Genomic DNA, 14364 nt, shown 5'->3' with positions numbered 1-14364 from the left:
TTGACCCGCCTGTCAGTATGTCGGTGTGTTCATGACGTGGTCAATGTCTGTGCCTCCTTTCTCTTTCTTTTCGCGGTCTCCGAGCTGGCTTTGAAGCGGTAGCTGTCGTTTCCGGTCTCCAGAATGTGGCAACGGTGGGTAAGGCGATCGAGGAGCGCTGTGGTCATCTTGGCGTCGCCAAAGACGCTGGCCCATTCGCTGAAGCTCAGGTTTGTGGTGATCACGACGCTGGTGCGCTCGTAGAGTTTGCTGAGCAGGTGGAACCCGAGCGCGCCGCCCGCGGCGCTAAACGGCAGGTATCCCAGCTCGTCGAGGATCACCAATTCGGTTTTCACCAACGCCTCGGCGATCTTGCCGGCCCTTCCCAGTGCCTTTTCCTGTTCCAGCGCGTTGACCAGTTCGACAGTCGAGAAGAAGCGCACACGTTTGCGGTGATGCTGGATGGCGTGAACACCGAGGGCCGTGGCGACATGGCTCTTCCCGGTGCCGGGCCCACCAATCAGGACCACGTTCTCTGCGGCATCCAAGAACTCGCATCGATGAAGTTGCCGCACAAGGGCCTCGTTGACCTCGCTGGCCGCAAAGTCAAAGCCAGAAAGGTCCTTGTGGGCCGGGAAGCGCGCGGCTTTCATGTGATAGGAGATCGACCGCACTTCACGCTCAGCCATTTCGGCCTTCAGCAGCTGCGACAGGATCGGGATCGCCGCGTCGAATGCAGGCGCACCTTGTTCCATGAGGTCGTGAACTGCTTGGGCCATGCCTGGCATCTTCAGACTGCGGAGCATGATGACGATGGCAGCTCCGGCGGGATCATGACGCATGGCGTTTGCCTCCGGACGTGCGCAGCCCATCGTAGCGTGCGACGTTCGCTTCGGGCTCCTTGCTCAGCATTGAGGTGCTCCCCATTGCTTGGACAGTATCTGGCGCTTTTTAAGCTCTGATTTGCTCCTGCTGATCGGGTTGGGTTGCTTCGATTTGCAGTGAGTAGACCACTGCTGGTGGTCGGCCGCCAAGGGCTTTGTGCGGGCGGCGGTGATTGTAAAACTCGATCCATTTGCGGACGCCGGCGCGGGCGTGGGACCCGGTCTCCCAGGCATGCAGATAGACGCACTCGTATTTTAGCGTGCGCCAGAGGCGTTCAATAAAGATGTTGTCCAGGTAGCGCCCCTTGCCATCCATCGAGATGCGGATACCCGACCGGCGCAAGCGGTCTATCCAAGCAAACGACGTGAACTGAGATCCTTGATCGCTGTTCATGATGTCCGGCGGTCCGAACCGATAGATAGCCTCGTTCAGCGCCTCGACGCAGAAGTCGGCGTCCAGCGTGTTCGAGATCCGCCAGGACAGCACCATCCGGGTGTGCCAGTCCATGATCGCCACCAGATAGAGAAAGCCGCGGCGCATTGGCAGGTAGGTGATATCCACGCACCAGACCTGGTTTGGTCTGCCCACACGCAGCCCGCGCAGCAGATAAGGATAGGTCTTGTGCCCCTTCGCCGGCCTGCTGGTGCTGGGCTTCTGATAGATTGGCATCAGCCCCATCAGGCGCATGAGCCGGCGGATGCGCTTTTCGTTCACGGCATGACCCTGATTGCGCAGGTGCCACGTCATCTGGCGAACGCCGAAGAACGGCGTTTCAAGGAACTGTCCATCGATCAACCGCATCAGCGCCAAGTTCTGCTCCGTCTCACCCTGCGGTGCGTAGTAGAACGACGACCGCGGAATCGACAGCAGCGCGCATTGCTGGCCGATCGACAAGTCCGGATGGTCGCGCTCGATCATGCCGCGCCTCACGTCCCGCCCCAGGGCTTGAGCTTTCTTTCCAAAAAAGAATTGGCCACCGCCAGCTCCCCGATCTTGGCGTGCAGGTCCCGGACCTGATCTTCATCAATCACCGGTGCCTTGCGGCTGCCGCGCTCGAAAACACCGGACGCGCCATCCAACAGCGCGCGCTTCCATTGATTGATCATTGTCGGATGCACGCCGAACCGGCTCGCCAGTTCCGACACGGTTTCTTCGCCTTTCAGCGCCTCAAGTGCCACCTTGGCCTTAAATGCAGGCGCATGCTGCTTTCGTTTCGTCATCATCGATCTCCTTCGTGGCGAAGATCAGCAGACAGAAAACTCGAGCTTACGTCAGTGTCCAGTTTCCGGGGAGCACCTCACATCAAGGCCGGAGGCGGCATCACGTCCGGCTTTTCGCCCGACGTGCCGCTCACCAGCCTGTGCAGCAGGTTCAGCACGTGGGTCTTGCTCGGCACGCCGGCCTTCAGTGCCATGTCCACCGCGCAAAGCACGGCCTGTTCGTCGTGATGCAGCACCAATGACAGGACGTCGACCATCTCCCGATCGCGGCCGGGCCTGCGCAGCATCTGATTCTGCAACTCACGAAAGCCCTCCGGCATTTCGACAAACGGGGCGCCATTGCGAAGCGCGCCCGGCTTGCGCTGGACCACGGCGAGGTAATGGCGCCAGTCATAGATGACGCGGCCCGGTTGCCGGTGCGACCTTTCAATGATGCGCCGGTGCTCACAGACGACCTGCCCTTCGGCAACGACAACCAGCCGTTCGGGGTAGATGTGCAGGCTGACGGGCCGGTTCGCAAAACTGGCGGGCACAGAGTAGCGATTGCGATCAAACGTGATGAGGCAGGTCGGTGACACCCGCTTATTTTGCTCGACATAGCCATCGAACGCCGTGGGCAAAGGCATCAGCGACGATTTCTCAGCCTCCCAGATCTCAGCGATGCTGCCTGGCAAGCGGCCGTGTCCGGTCTCGGTCCATAGCGCCTTGCACCTCTCTTCCAGCCACCGGTTCAGCGCGTTGAGATCAGGGAAGGATGGCATTACCTGCCACATCCGGCTGCGCGCATCGCGGACGTTCTTCTCGACCTGGCCCTTCTCCCATCCCGCCGCCGGATTGCAGAAGTCAGGTTCGAACACGTAGTGGCTGGTCATCGCCATGAAGCGCGCGTTCACGTCGCGCTTCTTGCCAGCGCCCACGCGGTCTACCGCCTTGCGCATATTGTCGTAGATCCCGCGGCCCGGCACGCCTTCGAAGACCCTGAACGCATGCCAGTGCGCATCGAACAGCATCTCATGTGTCTGTAGCAAATACGCCTCGACCAAGAACGCGCGGCTGTGCGACAGCTTGATGTGTGCGACCTGCAGCTTGATCCGTTCACTCCCGATGATTGCGTAGTCCTCGCTCCAATCAAATTGGAATGCCTCGCCCGGCTTGAACACCAGTGGCACGAATGTCCCGCGGTCTGTGGTGTTCTGCGCGCGCGCCCGGTCCGATCTCCAGGCGCGGACAAAGGCCGAGACCCGCTCGTAGGAGCCATCAAATCCAAGTTGAACCAGATCAGCGTGCATCTGCTTCGCCGTTCGTCGCTCTTTGCGCGGCTTGCGCTGCTGCGCCAACAACCAGCCCGACAGCTTCTCTGCGTAAGGATCAAGCTTGCTCGGCCTCGATGGTGCCTTGAACTTGGGCTCCACGATCCCGGCACGCAGGTAACGCCTGATAGTATTGCGCGACAGCCCGCCGTGAAATCTCGCGGATCGGTAACTTGTCCCGAAGTGCCCAACGTCGAATGACGCTCAATATATCCATGTCGATCACTCCAGTGACCCCCGACAAAGTAAGCGTCCGGCCTGACCGCCCTGCCGCGTGGTGAAAGAGGCGGATAGTGTCCACCATTGATAGTGGACACTATGGTGATGGCGTGGCGCGTCGGACGAAGCGACTTTGGACGGATGAGGAGAAGCGTTCGATCTGTTTCCAGACGGCGGCGCCGGGCGTTTCCGTGGCTCAGGTGGCGCGGCGCTACGCGGTGAACGCGAACCTGATCTTCAAGTGGCTGCGCGATCCCCGTTATGCGCCGGACCCCACCTCGGTTGCGCCCCCAGCAGAGGAGGCGCGGTTTCTGCCCGTAGAGATCGTCGCGGAGACCAGGTCTACTCCGGCGGCACCTGCCGCCGAGAACCACATCGAGATCGAGCTGGCGGGCGGTCACCGGATGCGGATCAGCGGCAGCTATGATCCTGAGGCGCTGGCGCGGCTGATCCGGGGACTTTCGGCGTGATCCCGGTTCCGGCCAACACGCGGGTCTGGCTGGCTGCCGGGGTCACCGACATGCGCAAGGGCTTTGCTTCCTTGGCGGCGCAGGCCGAGGCGGTGCTGAAGCAGGATCCTTTCGGCGGGCATCTCTTCGTCTTCCGCGGCCGTCGCGGTGATCTGGTGAAGGTCATCTGGTGGATGGCCAGGGGCCTGCATGTTCATGAAGCGGCTGGAGCGGGGCCGGTTCGTCTGGCCCTCGGCCAAGGAGGGGAAGGTGGCGCTGACACCGGCGCAGTTGTCGATGCTCCTGGAAGGGATCGACTGGCGTGCCCCGGAGCGAACGTGGCGGCCCTTGGCAGCGGGATAATCAGGGGGGGGCCACAAGAGAATGATTCCCATAAGGAATCCCGTGGGATAAACTCCTTGCATGCTCGATCAGACCCTGACCCTGCCGGAAGATCCCGAGGAGTTGCGCAGCTTCACCGCGCGGCTTCTGGCCGAGGTGAAGGCGCAGGCGATCCTGATCGAGAAGCTGCGGCACCAACTGGCCGGGCACCGGGCACACCGGTTCGGCGCGTCCTCGGAGACGGCAGAACAGCTTCAGTTGGCTCTTGAGGCCAGCGAGATCGCGGCCGCCGCGATGACGGCGCGGATGCGTCTGCCGGACATCGAGGAGAAGGGCAAACCCAAGCGCCGTCCGATCCCGGATCATATCCCCCGGATGGAGGTGGAACTGATGCCCGGCGCCGATGCCTGTGCCGATTGCGGCGGTCGCCTGCGCCGGATCGGCGAGGACGTCACGGAAGAGCTGGAGTATGTTCCTGGGCGCTTCATCGTGAACCGGATTGTCCGCCCCGGCTGACCTGCGCTTGCTGCGAACGCTTCGTCCAGGCCCCGCTGCCGTCGCGCCCGATCGAGCGCGGTCGCCCCGGGCCGGGTCTGCTGGCCCATGTGCTGGTCAGCAAGTATGCCGACCATCTCCCCCTCTATCGCCAGAGCCAGATCTTCGGCCGCGAAGGGCTCGATCTCGACCGATCGACCCTGGCCGACTGGGTCGGCAAGACCACCACCCTTCTGGAGCCACTGGCCGAGGCCATCGGGCGCCATGTCCTGTCGGCCGAGGCGATCTTCGCCGACGATACGCCGGTGCGGATGCTGGCGCCCGGCACCGGCAAGACCCAGACGGCCCGGCTCTGGACCTATGCCCGCGATGAGCGCCCATGGGATGGCGATGCTCCGCCTGCCGCATGGTATCGCTTCTCGGGCGACCGCAAGGGTCAGCACCCCAAGGATCATCTGGCCCGTTTCCGCGGCTGGATGCATGCCGACGGCTATGCCGGGTTCGAGGATCTCTACCGTTCCGGCGCCATCCGCGAGGTCGCCTGCATGGCCCATGTCAGGCGCAAGTTCGTGGACATCCACCGATCGCAAGGTTCGCCGATCGCTGAGGAGGCCATCGGCCGCATCGCCCGGCTCTATGCCGTCGAGAAGGAAGCCCGAGGTTCGCCACCGGACCGCCGCGCCGAACTCCGTAAGGCACATGCCGCCCCGGTCTTCGATGACCTGGAAGTCTGGCTGGCCATGCAACTCACCACGATCTCGGGGAAATCCCCGCTAGCGGCCGCCATCCGATACGCCCTCACCAGGATGGAACGCCTGCGCCCCTACCTCGACAACGGCATCCTCGAGCTCGACAACAACGCCGCCGAACGCGGCATGCGCGCCATCGCCCTCGGGCGGAAAAACTACCTATTCGTCGGTTCCGAGGCAGGTGGAAAGGCCGCCGCCATCGCCTACACCCTGATCGAAACAGCCAAGCTCAACGCCATCGATCCCCATGCCTGGCTCGCCGACACCCTGGCCCGTATCCCTGATTACAAGATCACAAAGGTCGATGACCTGCTGCCTTGGAAATGGCGCGGGTAGCGGTCAGGCCGGACGCTTACCCGACAAATCCCGTCAGGGGGAAGTTTCCACATGGGTCAATTCTCAGTGACAATCTTGATCGCTGATGGGTCAGTTCTCAGTGACATCCAACACAACCGGGCTCCGGTCGCGGCTGGATGAAAGTTCAGTGGCAGGTCACTCAGACTCGCTTACCACGACCTCCGACAGCTCCTCGACGTTCGGGAGATCAACCTTGAAGGGGAGATCACGACGAGGTAGTCAACGGTGGTTGATCAGCCAATGCCTTCAGGACATCAGACCCCAACGAACGGGTGTTTTTTATATTTCCGACAGAATTCAGGATTTCGACGCCTAATTCGCCTGCAAGCTTTCGAAGGACAGGCTTGGCCTGAGGCTCAAGCTTTCCGTCATGCCATACCTGTATTGTGCCATTTTCCAGTTGATCAACGCGGAAACCGCTCCGAAAACCCGAGGAGACCACCTTCAGATCGGCCAAGACAACTGCTGCGCCGTCTTTAGGTGTCAACAGGAGATGGACAGGAAGATAAGAATTGGTCTCAAGGTTCTTCAGTTTTGGCTTCAATTCTTCAACTGAACAATCCAACAATTCTCGTATCGAAGGTTCGCCCTCGTCAATGACGATTTGAAGGACCATTACACGATCAGCAAGTTCTAGAGTGCTCGCATTGAAGTTGATATGACTAGATGAGGTGAAAGTCTTGACGGAGATCCGCTCTCCCTCATCAGAAACGACATCATAGCCCGATTGATTTACCGCCAAGGCCATCTGCCCTCGAGTGACCATTGCGGCATAGAGTTCCCCGATCCGTCCGGTCAGATGTCGAAGCTCGCCCATTGGGGCACCCCAAGCCAATTCCTTTTCAAACCAAGCCAGAGCTTCGCCGAGAGATCGAATAATCTGCGTTTGACTGAGGCTCATACTAGCTCATTCTCCTTTGGCCTGAACCGATTTCTTTCCTCTGGTTTTTCCTGTTCCCGGGAGTTCGCTGGCCTCTCTCGTTTTGGATTGGCCCCTGACAACACCCACCTTCTCTAAAGAACGGAGCATCCCAATTGCCTTCCACGTGTTAATGCGGAGACGGATTAAGGAGGAATACAAGAATACTCTAATCCGCCAGCTGACGGCTATGAGCATCCCGGTCGAGGCTGTTCTCGGGCACAGGATCCTCTTGTCTCAATGCGAGTGCTTCCGCCTGCCTCAGGACCAGCTTAACAGCGTCGGAAGCAAGGTCCGGCGGGTATCCGTGACGGTTCAATATCCGCTTGATCGCGACCCGCATTTTTGCCCGCACATTCTCGCGCTTCCACCAATCCACTCCGGAATTCTTGCGAACGGTCAAAACTAGCTCGGTGGCGATGACGCGAAGTTCCTCGTTGCTCATGAGCTGCACTGCGCTCTCGTTGCGGGCCAGCGCGTCGTAGAATGCCCGCTCGGCCGCGTTCAGGCCATCCTCGGGCTGGCTGCGCAGGTCCTTGGCAAGAGCGATAAGTTCCTGAATAATCTGTAGCGCATCTACGCTGCGGTTGTGATACCGGGCGATGGCCTGTTCGAGGCGGGACGAGAATGCCTCCTTCTGAACAACGTTCGTGCGGGTGCGGGCCGATATCTCACCTGTCAAGAGCTTTCTGAGCGCCTCAACCGCGAGATTGCGATGCTGCATGTTCTGGAGTTCCAGCATGAACTCCTCGGAGAGCACGCTGATGTCGGGGCGGTCGAAGCCACAAGCGCTGAGGATGTCGACGATCTCGGTCGAGGCTACGGCATTGTTGATCAGCTGCTGAATGGCGAAGTCGGTGCCACCATCACGCCCCACGCCAGCTACGTCCAGCTTGGAAAGAGAGGACCGGACGGCGGCGAAGAAGGCGATCTCTTCGGCGTGTTCGGTTGCTTGCGGGCTGCCCGAGGCGAGTTTGTAGGCCGTAATCAGCTTGGCGGTCGCGTTATGAAAGCGTTTGGCCTCGTGTGTGCCGTCCGCATTCCGGTCCTTGAGGAGTATATGCTCGATCGCGCCCGGCAGCATAGTGAGACGCTCACCCGGTGTGCCGGTCACTGCGAGGTTATAGTCGAAGCCGTGGAACTGGGCGCGCACCACGTCAAGCGCATCGAGGAAGGCCGCCACGGCCTCGCGCTCGTCGATCCCCGTCTGTGCCTGGTCAGTCTGCGAGTAATGCGCCAGCGCTGCCTTCAACTCCGCCGCGATGCCGATGTAGTCCACGACCAGCCCCGCCGGCTTGTCTCGAAACACCCTGTTTACCCGCGCGATCGCCTGCATGAGGCCGTGGCCCTTCATGGGCTTGTCGACATAGAGCGTATGCATGCAAGGCGCATCGAAACCCGTTAGCCACATATCGCGCACGATCACTAGCTTCAGCGGGTCGCTAGGGTCTTTGAAGCGCCCACGGATCGCCTCCTGCCGCGCCTTGGAGCGGATATGCGGCTGGAGCGCAGCGGGATCGGCGGCAGAGCCAGTCATCACCACCTTCACGCAGCCAGCCTCATCCGTATCGCTGTGCCACTCCGGCCGCGCAGCGACGATCCGATCATAAACCTCGGCGCAGATCCGACGGCTCATGCAGACGATCATTGCCTTTCCGTCGATCGCCGCCAGCCGCGCGTCGAAATGGGTCAGGATGTCCTGCACGACCGTCTCCAAGCGGCGTTCCGCCCCCACGAGCGCCTCGACACGCGCCCACTTCCTGGCAGCGGCGCCGGCTGCATCCTCGGCCAGAGCCTCTGTCGCTTCGTCGAACTCATCGTCCAACGTCGCCGCCACGTTCTCGTCAAGCGTGATTCGGGCGACCCGCGCCTCGTAGTAGATGGGGACGGTGGCGCCATCAGCCACGGCCTGCGCGATGTCATAGATGTCGATGTAATCGCCGAAAACGCCGCGCGTATCTGCGCCGACCAGTTCGATAGGCGTCCCGGTGAAGGCAACATATACCGCATTCGGCAGAGCCTGACGAAGCTGATAGGCAAGGCCATGCCGGATTTCCCCGGTTTCCTTGTTCAACTTCGCCTCGAAACCGTATTGGGTGCGGTGGGCTTCGTCGACCAGCACGACAACATTCGAGCGCGCGGTGAGCTCTGGAACGGCCTCGCCCGCCTCGGGCCGGAACTTCTGGATGGTCGAGAAGATGATGCCACCGACATTTCGGTCCAGCAGGCGCTGCAGATCCTCGGTGCTGTCGGCCTGCTCTGGTTTCTCGCCTAGCAACTCCTTACAGCGGGCAAACGTCGCGAAGAGCTGATTGTCCAAGTCGTTGCGGTCCGTCAGCACCAGCAGTGTGGGGTTTTGCATGCCCGGATGGTGCATCAGACGGCCGGACAGGAAGGCCATCAGCAGGCTCTTCCCAGAACCCTGCGTATGCCAGATGACCCCGCCCTTGCCATCGCTGCGGCGCGCCGCCAGTATCGCGTCGCAGGCCTTCCGCACGGCGTGGAACTGGTGATAGCCAGCGATTTTCTTGATTGGCCCCTTTCCTTCGTTCTCGAAAACCACGAACCAGCGCAGCATGTCGAGCAGAACCTGTGGTGCAAGCAGCCCATGCGTGAGAGTGGCAAGCTCCAGAGCGGAGCCCTTCGGAACCAGAGACTGTCCGTCGATTGTCCGCCAGTTCATGGTCCGGTCGAAACCAGCTGAAAGCGAGCCGTAGCGGGCATGCAGTCCGTCCGAGACCACGGCTAGCAGGTTCGTGCGGAACAGATCGGAGATGTCGGCCTTGTAGGTCTCTATCTGGTTCCAGGCGGCGGAAATGTCGGCACCTGCCACGCCTTTCAGCTCGACAACGACCAGCGGCATGCCATTCAGGAACAACACGACATCCGGAATGCGGGCAGTCTTACCGGCCACGTCGAACTGCTGGACCGCTCGCCAGTCGTTGACAGTATTCGTCCAGTCGACAAGTTGGACGCGAGCATTCCGGTCCTCGTTGGCCTGCACAAATGTCACGGGCACCCCATGAACCAGCAGATCATGCAAGCGGCGGTTTTCCTGCACGAGATCGGTGGCGAAGACAGTATCGGTCACTCGCCGGGCTGCGTCCTCGAGCGCGAGCGTCGGCACGTCGGGGTTGAGGCGGCGCAGGCTGTCCAGCAACACCGGCGCGAGGATCGTCTCGCGAAAGCTGCGCCGCAGCGGCTGCCGTGTCTCGGGCGAGAGGTCTGCGCCATGCCACAACGCATACCCCAGCGGCGCAAGGCTTTCCATGAAGTGCGTCTCAAGCTCCGCCTCACTGATCCAAGCCATCACACGTCCTGCCGGTTCAGCAGCGTCGGGTTCCGCGCAAGCTCGGTCAGCGGACCACGTAGGGCGGCCTCCAGCTTGCGAATATGTTCCGACATCCAGGCCGCGATCTCGGGCCAGTTCTCTCGGTCAAGGCCATCGAAACTCGTCTCAAACAAGATCAAGCTTGCCTTCAGCTTGTCCAGCCGGCGCCACTGCAGCGGCGCTTCGAACTCCGCCTCGATCTGGTCCTTCTTGGCATGAAGCCAGTCAAAGATGCGCTTGTTCTGCTCTCGATCCGACTTGCCGATATACAACTGCACCTTTGCCCCTTGTTGTAGGAACAGAAGCATAAAGGGACACCCCCCAATCCCGGACCCGGCATTCAGCCAGTTCTCCTTGCCCGGGCTGATATTGGCGAACATCGTGACGCCATCGGTGCGCAAGCGTTCCAGCGCCACCTCCCAGAACTCGCGTCGGATGTTATGGCGCCGGCTCTGACCGGTCATCGAACTGGTCTCTTCGGCCTCTTTCGAGGCCACGTTGATCATGTAATCGGCAGCTTCGGGCGGAGGGATGATCTGTTGCAGGTCGAGGAAGAGCTCGTCGTCAAAAGCATAGGGCGTCACCCGGAAGCATTGCACGGCGATGCCGCGGCCGATGAGCCAAAGCGCGGTTGCCGTGACCTCGCGCCGGAAGTTGGCGGCGACGAACATGATCCGCTGGCCGCTGCCGGGGTTCAGGACCACCTCGTTCCAATCCTCGACTTCGAGGAACTCGCAGATAATATCGGTCGCACTACCGCCGCCACCGTGACGGTCAAGGTAGTGTTGGAAGATTTCCGCGATCTGGGTCTTCTTCAAGCCCGATACATAGGCAGCGTATTTCAACGCCTGCCAGGTCACGTCGCGGCCGGAATCGTCCAGCTTGTTCTCGATCACCACGAGGTTGCCGGCCTTGTCGAGTGCCAGCAGGTCCAGCCGTTCGCGGGTCTCGTCGAAGCCGTCGAACTCCTTCTGCAGGATCAACAGGTCCTCGCCCAAGGCATCGGGCTGATGGACGAGCCATTCCTGCAGGTGGTCGCGTTCGCGCAGGGCGAGGTCGCCGAAGCGCTTCTGGGTCAGGCGCGAGATGCGGTTGGCTGTGCGATCGACGCGGAACATCAGACGACCTCCTCGACCAGCGCGCGCGCCGCGCCGACGCGAAGCGCGCCGGACATGAGGCGGGGGAGGAGCGTGTCGCGTAGCGTAGCGAGCGTGCGGTTTTCGTCCATCAGTTCCTTCATCCGCGCAAACCACAGCCCAGCCTGCTCATTGTAGGCGGTCCGGATCGCGGCCGGAGCTAGAGCATAGGTCAGGGGGCGGAAGTTCTTCTTCGAGATTTCTTGGAAGGTCGAGCCATTGGCGTTCGCGTGGATTAGGTCCATGCTCTCGCCGCACCAGAAATAGGCTTCGATCCCGGAAATGGCCTCAGTTTCCCGGATTGCGATGAAGCCCTGATTGATCGCAACCGGCATCGTGGCCAAGGCAAGGTATCCGATGGGCGCGCGAGAGGACAAAAGCAGCGTTCCGGCAGGCGACCGGCCCGAGGTGATCTTCGCCAGTCCCGCCGACGTCACTTTCCGCTCGGTGTCGAACAGGAAGGCTTGCCCAAGGTTCGACAAGTCCTTCGGCGTTGCCCAGGCGTGCTCGCCGCCGACCCAGAATCTGTCCTCTTTGGTCGACGGGGTCGAGCCACCGACGATCTCGGCTACCTCTCCGATGCTGGACAGCGTCCACCCCACCGGCAGCCCATCCTCGCCGAAGCTGTCGGGGAACAGCGCGGCGGTGGCGGGGTCCATGTGGGCGGGGGTGCGGCCCTCGGCGCGGGCGCGCACCGGGTCGAAATCCACGAACCACGAGCGATAGAGTGCCCGCGCCATCCCCTCTAGCGTCGCCGCCGTCTTGCGGTTCAGCTTGATCTTGTCCTCCAGCGCATCAAGTGTAGCCGCGATCTCGCTTTGTTCAGCGAGTGGGGGCAGATTGAACTTGTAAGCCAGGATCTTGGTGGGGGACGTGTGCTTGACCGTGGAACCGGAATAGTTGGCAAGTATCTCGTTCCTGTAATCCGGCGTTCTCATCACCCAGTGCAAAAAGCCAAGAAGCGCATCTTCAGACTTAGGGACAACCTTTCCGATGCGCTGATTGTGGAGCATCAAAAAAGATGATTTTGGCACCAAAGCGCTATAACCGAGAGTATCCGCTTCCTTGCTTAAGTCGGTCATTGTAACGATAAGATCGCCAACCGCTAAAATATAATCATCGGGGATTTTCCCTGAGTAGAACTTTTGTTTTCTAGGTTGGAATCCGCCGCCGATGGCAAAATTCCCCGGTGTCAGTAACAGATTCTGTGTCTCCTGATCTGTTATGTGTTCTCCTTTGAACGCAAATCCGTGCTTTATGTCGATAAGCGCCCCTAGAGAAGTTGAGGACCATTCTGCGCTCATCCCAACGCCCCCAACCGGGTCTCGATCTCCGCCTCCAACCGCCGCCCCTCGGAGAACTGCTCGCGCAGGGTGCCCATCAGCCGCTCGAACTTCTCCTCGAAAGCCTCGTCGTCCTCCTCGGCTGCACCCGCGCCGACATAGCGGCCCGGCGTCAGGACGAAGTTGTGGTCGGCGATTTCCTCCAGCGTGGCGGACTTGCAGAAGCCGGGCACGTCCTCGTAGCTGCCCTCGCGCGCCTCGCCCCGCCAGGCGTGATAGGTGGCGGCGATGCGGCGGATCTCCTCGGCCGACAACTCCTTCTGCTTACGGGAGCCGGGGACCAGCGCCCCCATCTTGCGGGCGTCTATGAACAGCACCTCGCCGCGCCGGTCGCGCAGCTTTTCGTCCATGGCGATGCCGTTCGACTTGTCACGTGCGAGGATCCACAGGCAGGCCGGGATCTGCGTGCCATAGAACAGCTGCCCCGGCAGTGCGACCATGCAGTCCACCGCGTCGCCCTGAACCAGCGCCTGCCGGATCTCGCCCTCGCCCCCCGACATCGAGGACATGGAACCATTGGCCATGACTACGCCGCCGATGCCTGCCGAGGATAGGTGCGCGTGGACGTGCTGGATCCAGGCGAAGTTCGCGTTGCCGACTGGTGGCGCGCCGAAGCGCCAGCGGTGATCCTCTCGCAGCAGGTCGCCGGACCAGTCCGAGATGTTGAAGGGTGGATTGGCGAGGATGTAGTCGAAGCGCTCGTCCGGGAACTCGTCGCGCAGCAGCGTGCCTTCCGAATTCCAGCGGATGTCGGCAAAGATGCCGCGGATGGCGAGGTTCATGCGGGCGAGGCCAAAGGTGGTATGGTTCCGCTCCTGCCCGTAGATGGCGATGTCGTCGCGTTGGCCTTGGTGGGCGTCGATGAACTTCTCGGACTGGACAAAGAAGCCGCCGGTGCCGCAGCAGGGGTCGTAGACGCGGCCGCGGGTCGGCTCGATCATCTCGATCAGCGTGTCGACTACAGATTTCGGAGTGTAGAATTCGCCGCCGCGTTTGCCCTCGCTGCTGGCGAACTCGCCGATGCAGTATTCGTAGATGCGGCCGATCAGGTCAAAATCAGCGCCGGTGCCTTCAAGTTTCAGGTTCGAGAACAGGTCGATCAGCCCGGTCAGCATCGCACGGTCGATGCTCTCGCGGCCGAAGACCTTCGGCAGCGCGCCCTTGAGGCTAGTGTTCTCGGCTTCGATCAGTCGCATGGCGTCGTCAATCATGACGCCAATGCGTGCGTCCTTGGACTTTTCCGCGAGGGTGGACCAGCGGGCAGACGGCGGCACATAGAAGGTGTTCTCGGCCAGGTATTCATCGCGATCCTCGGGATCGCCACCGTCTTCGAGGATATAGGACTGGCGCCGTTCGAAGGCCTCGGAAACGTAGCGCAGGAATAGCAGGCCCAAGGCGATGTGCTTGTATTCTCCAGCATCCATGGCGCCGCGCATCTTGTCGGCCGCAGTGAACAGGGTCTTTTCAATGCTCAAGGTTGTCTCCACGCAGATGCTTTCACCTGGACCATAGCTTATCCGTTCCGGTTTGCACCCTGTCTAGCATCGCCGGTCACTGAGGGGCGATGACGGAAACTCACCCTACGACGCCGCGAAGACGATGGATGACTGCTTCTTAAGCTGACGAAATG

General features: G+C 61.1%; 8 protein-coding genes and 3 pseudogenes. 3 read left to right on the top strand and 8 right to left on the bottom strand.

Features of this window, described 5'->3' with window-relative positions:
* Positions 1-29: 29 nt before the first annotated feature.
* The 3 genes and pseudogenes from istB to istA form a co-directional block, all read right to left on the bottom strand.
* Positions 30-821 (bottom strand): IS21-like element helper ATPase IstB, encoded by a 792-nt coding sequence (istB, locus tag CYR75_RS04710; protein WP_101499029.1) that lies wholly within the window; start codon positions 819-821, stop codon positions 30-32.
* Positions 822-930: 109 nt separating this feature from the next.
* Positions 931-2087, bottom strand: a protein-coding gene (locus CYR75_RS04705) for an IS3 family transposase (RefSeq protein WP_225972681.1) whose coding sequence is annotated in 2 segments (ribosomal slippage) — positions 931-1832 and positions 1832-2087 — 1158 coding nt in all. Because the reading frame shifts where the segments join, the coding sequence is not laid out codon by codon here.
* A gap of 80 nt (positions 2088-2167) precedes the next feature.
* A pseudogene (istA, locus tag CYR75_RS04700) lies at positions 2168-3611 on the bottom strand (IS21 family transposase); the annotation flags it as partial.
* 76 nt (positions 3612-3687) lie between these two features.
* On the opposite strand from istA, the gene tnpA reads away from it, so the two are divergent.
* The 3 genes and pseudogenes from tnpA (at position 3688) to tnpC (ending at position 5984) form a co-directional block, all read left to right on the top strand.
* Positions 3688-4083, top strand: a complete 396-nt coding sequence (gene tnpA / locus CYR75_RS04695; RefSeq protein ID WP_101498326.1) for an IS66-like element accessory protein TnpA — start codon at positions 3688-3690, stop codon at positions 4081-4083.
* Positions 4080-4425, top strand: a pseudogene (gene tnpB / locus CYR75_RS04690) (IS66 family insertion sequence element accessory protein TnpB). Before tnpA ends, tnpB begins: the two are co-directional and overlap by 4 nt.
* A gap of 60 nt (positions 4426-4485) precedes the next feature.
* Positions 4486-5984: pseudogene (gene tnpC / locus CYR75_RS04685) on the top strand (IS66 family transposase).
* Between the two features lie 226 nt (positions 5985-6210).
* On the opposite strand, the gene CYR75_RS04680 reads toward tnpC, so the two are convergent.
* The 5 genes from CYR75_RS04680 to CYR75_RS04660 form a co-directional block, all read right to left on the bottom strand.
* Positions 6211-6906 carry a DUF6998 domain-containing protein gene (locus tag CYR75_RS04680; protein WP_101499028.1) on the bottom strand — a complete coding sequence of 232 codons (696 nt, stop codon included), beginning with the start codon at positions 6904-6906 and terminating at the stop codon, positions 6211-6213.
* 187 nt (positions 6907-7093) lie between these two features.
* The gene (locus tag CYR75_RS04675; protein ID WP_101499027.1) at positions 7094-10234 is read right to left on the bottom strand and encodes a type I restriction endonuclease subunit R; all 3141 of its coding nucleotides are present in this window, start codon (positions 10232-10234) and stop codon (positions 7094-7096) included.
* Positions 10234-11373 (bottom strand): DUF4268 domain-containing protein, encoded by a 1140-nt coding sequence (locus tag CYR75_RS04670; protein ID WP_101499026.1) that lies wholly within the window; start codon positions 11371-11373, stop codon positions 10234-10236. Before CYR75_RS04670 ends, CYR75_RS04675 begins: the two co-directional genes overlap by 1 nt.
* Positions 11373-12695 carry a restriction endonuclease subunit S gene (locus CYR75_RS04665; protein WP_101499025.1) on the bottom strand — a complete coding sequence of 441 codons (1323 nt, stop codon included), beginning with the start codon at positions 12693-12695 and terminating at the stop codon, positions 11373-11375. The genes CYR75_RS04670 and CYR75_RS04665 overlap by 1 nt, the downstream gene beginning before the upstream one ends.
* Positions 12692-14209, bottom strand: coding sequence for a type I restriction-modification system subunit M (locus CYR75_RS04660; RefSeq protein ID WP_225972842.1), 1518 nt, complete (start codon positions 14207-14209; stop codon positions 12692-12694). The genes CYR75_RS04665 and CYR75_RS04660 overlap by 4 nt, the downstream gene beginning before the upstream one ends.
* Positions 14210-14364 lie beyond the last annotated feature (155 nt).

Source organism: Paracoccus jeotgali (genome assembly GCF_002865605.1).
GTDB classification, from domain to species: Bacteria; Pseudomonadota; Alphaproteobacteria; order Rhodobacterales; family Rhodobacteraceae; genus Paracoccus; species Paracoccus jeotgali.
This window is presented reverse-complemented; position numbering and strand designations above follow the sequence as displayed.

Coding starts and splice junctions, on each gene's coding strand:
- istB (WP_101499029.1), bottom strand. CDS start 821: ATGCGTCATGATCCCGCCGGAGCTGCCATCGTCATCATGCTCCGCAGT.
- CYR75_RS04680 (WP_101499028.1), bottom strand. CDS start 6,906: ATGAGCCTCAGTCAAACGCAGATTATTCGATCTCTCGGCGAAGCTCTG.
- CYR75_RS04675 (WP_101499027.1), bottom strand. CDS start 10,234: ATGGCTTGGATCAGTGAGGCGGAGCTTGAGACGCACTTCATGGAAAGC.
- CYR75_RS04670 (WP_101499026.1), bottom strand. CDS start 11,373: ATGTTCCGCGTCGATCGCACAGCCAACCGCATCTCGCGCCTGACCCAG.
- CYR75_RS04665 (WP_101499025.1), bottom strand. CDS start 12,695: ATGAGCGCAGAATGGTCCTCAACTTCTCTAGGGGCGCTTATCGACATA.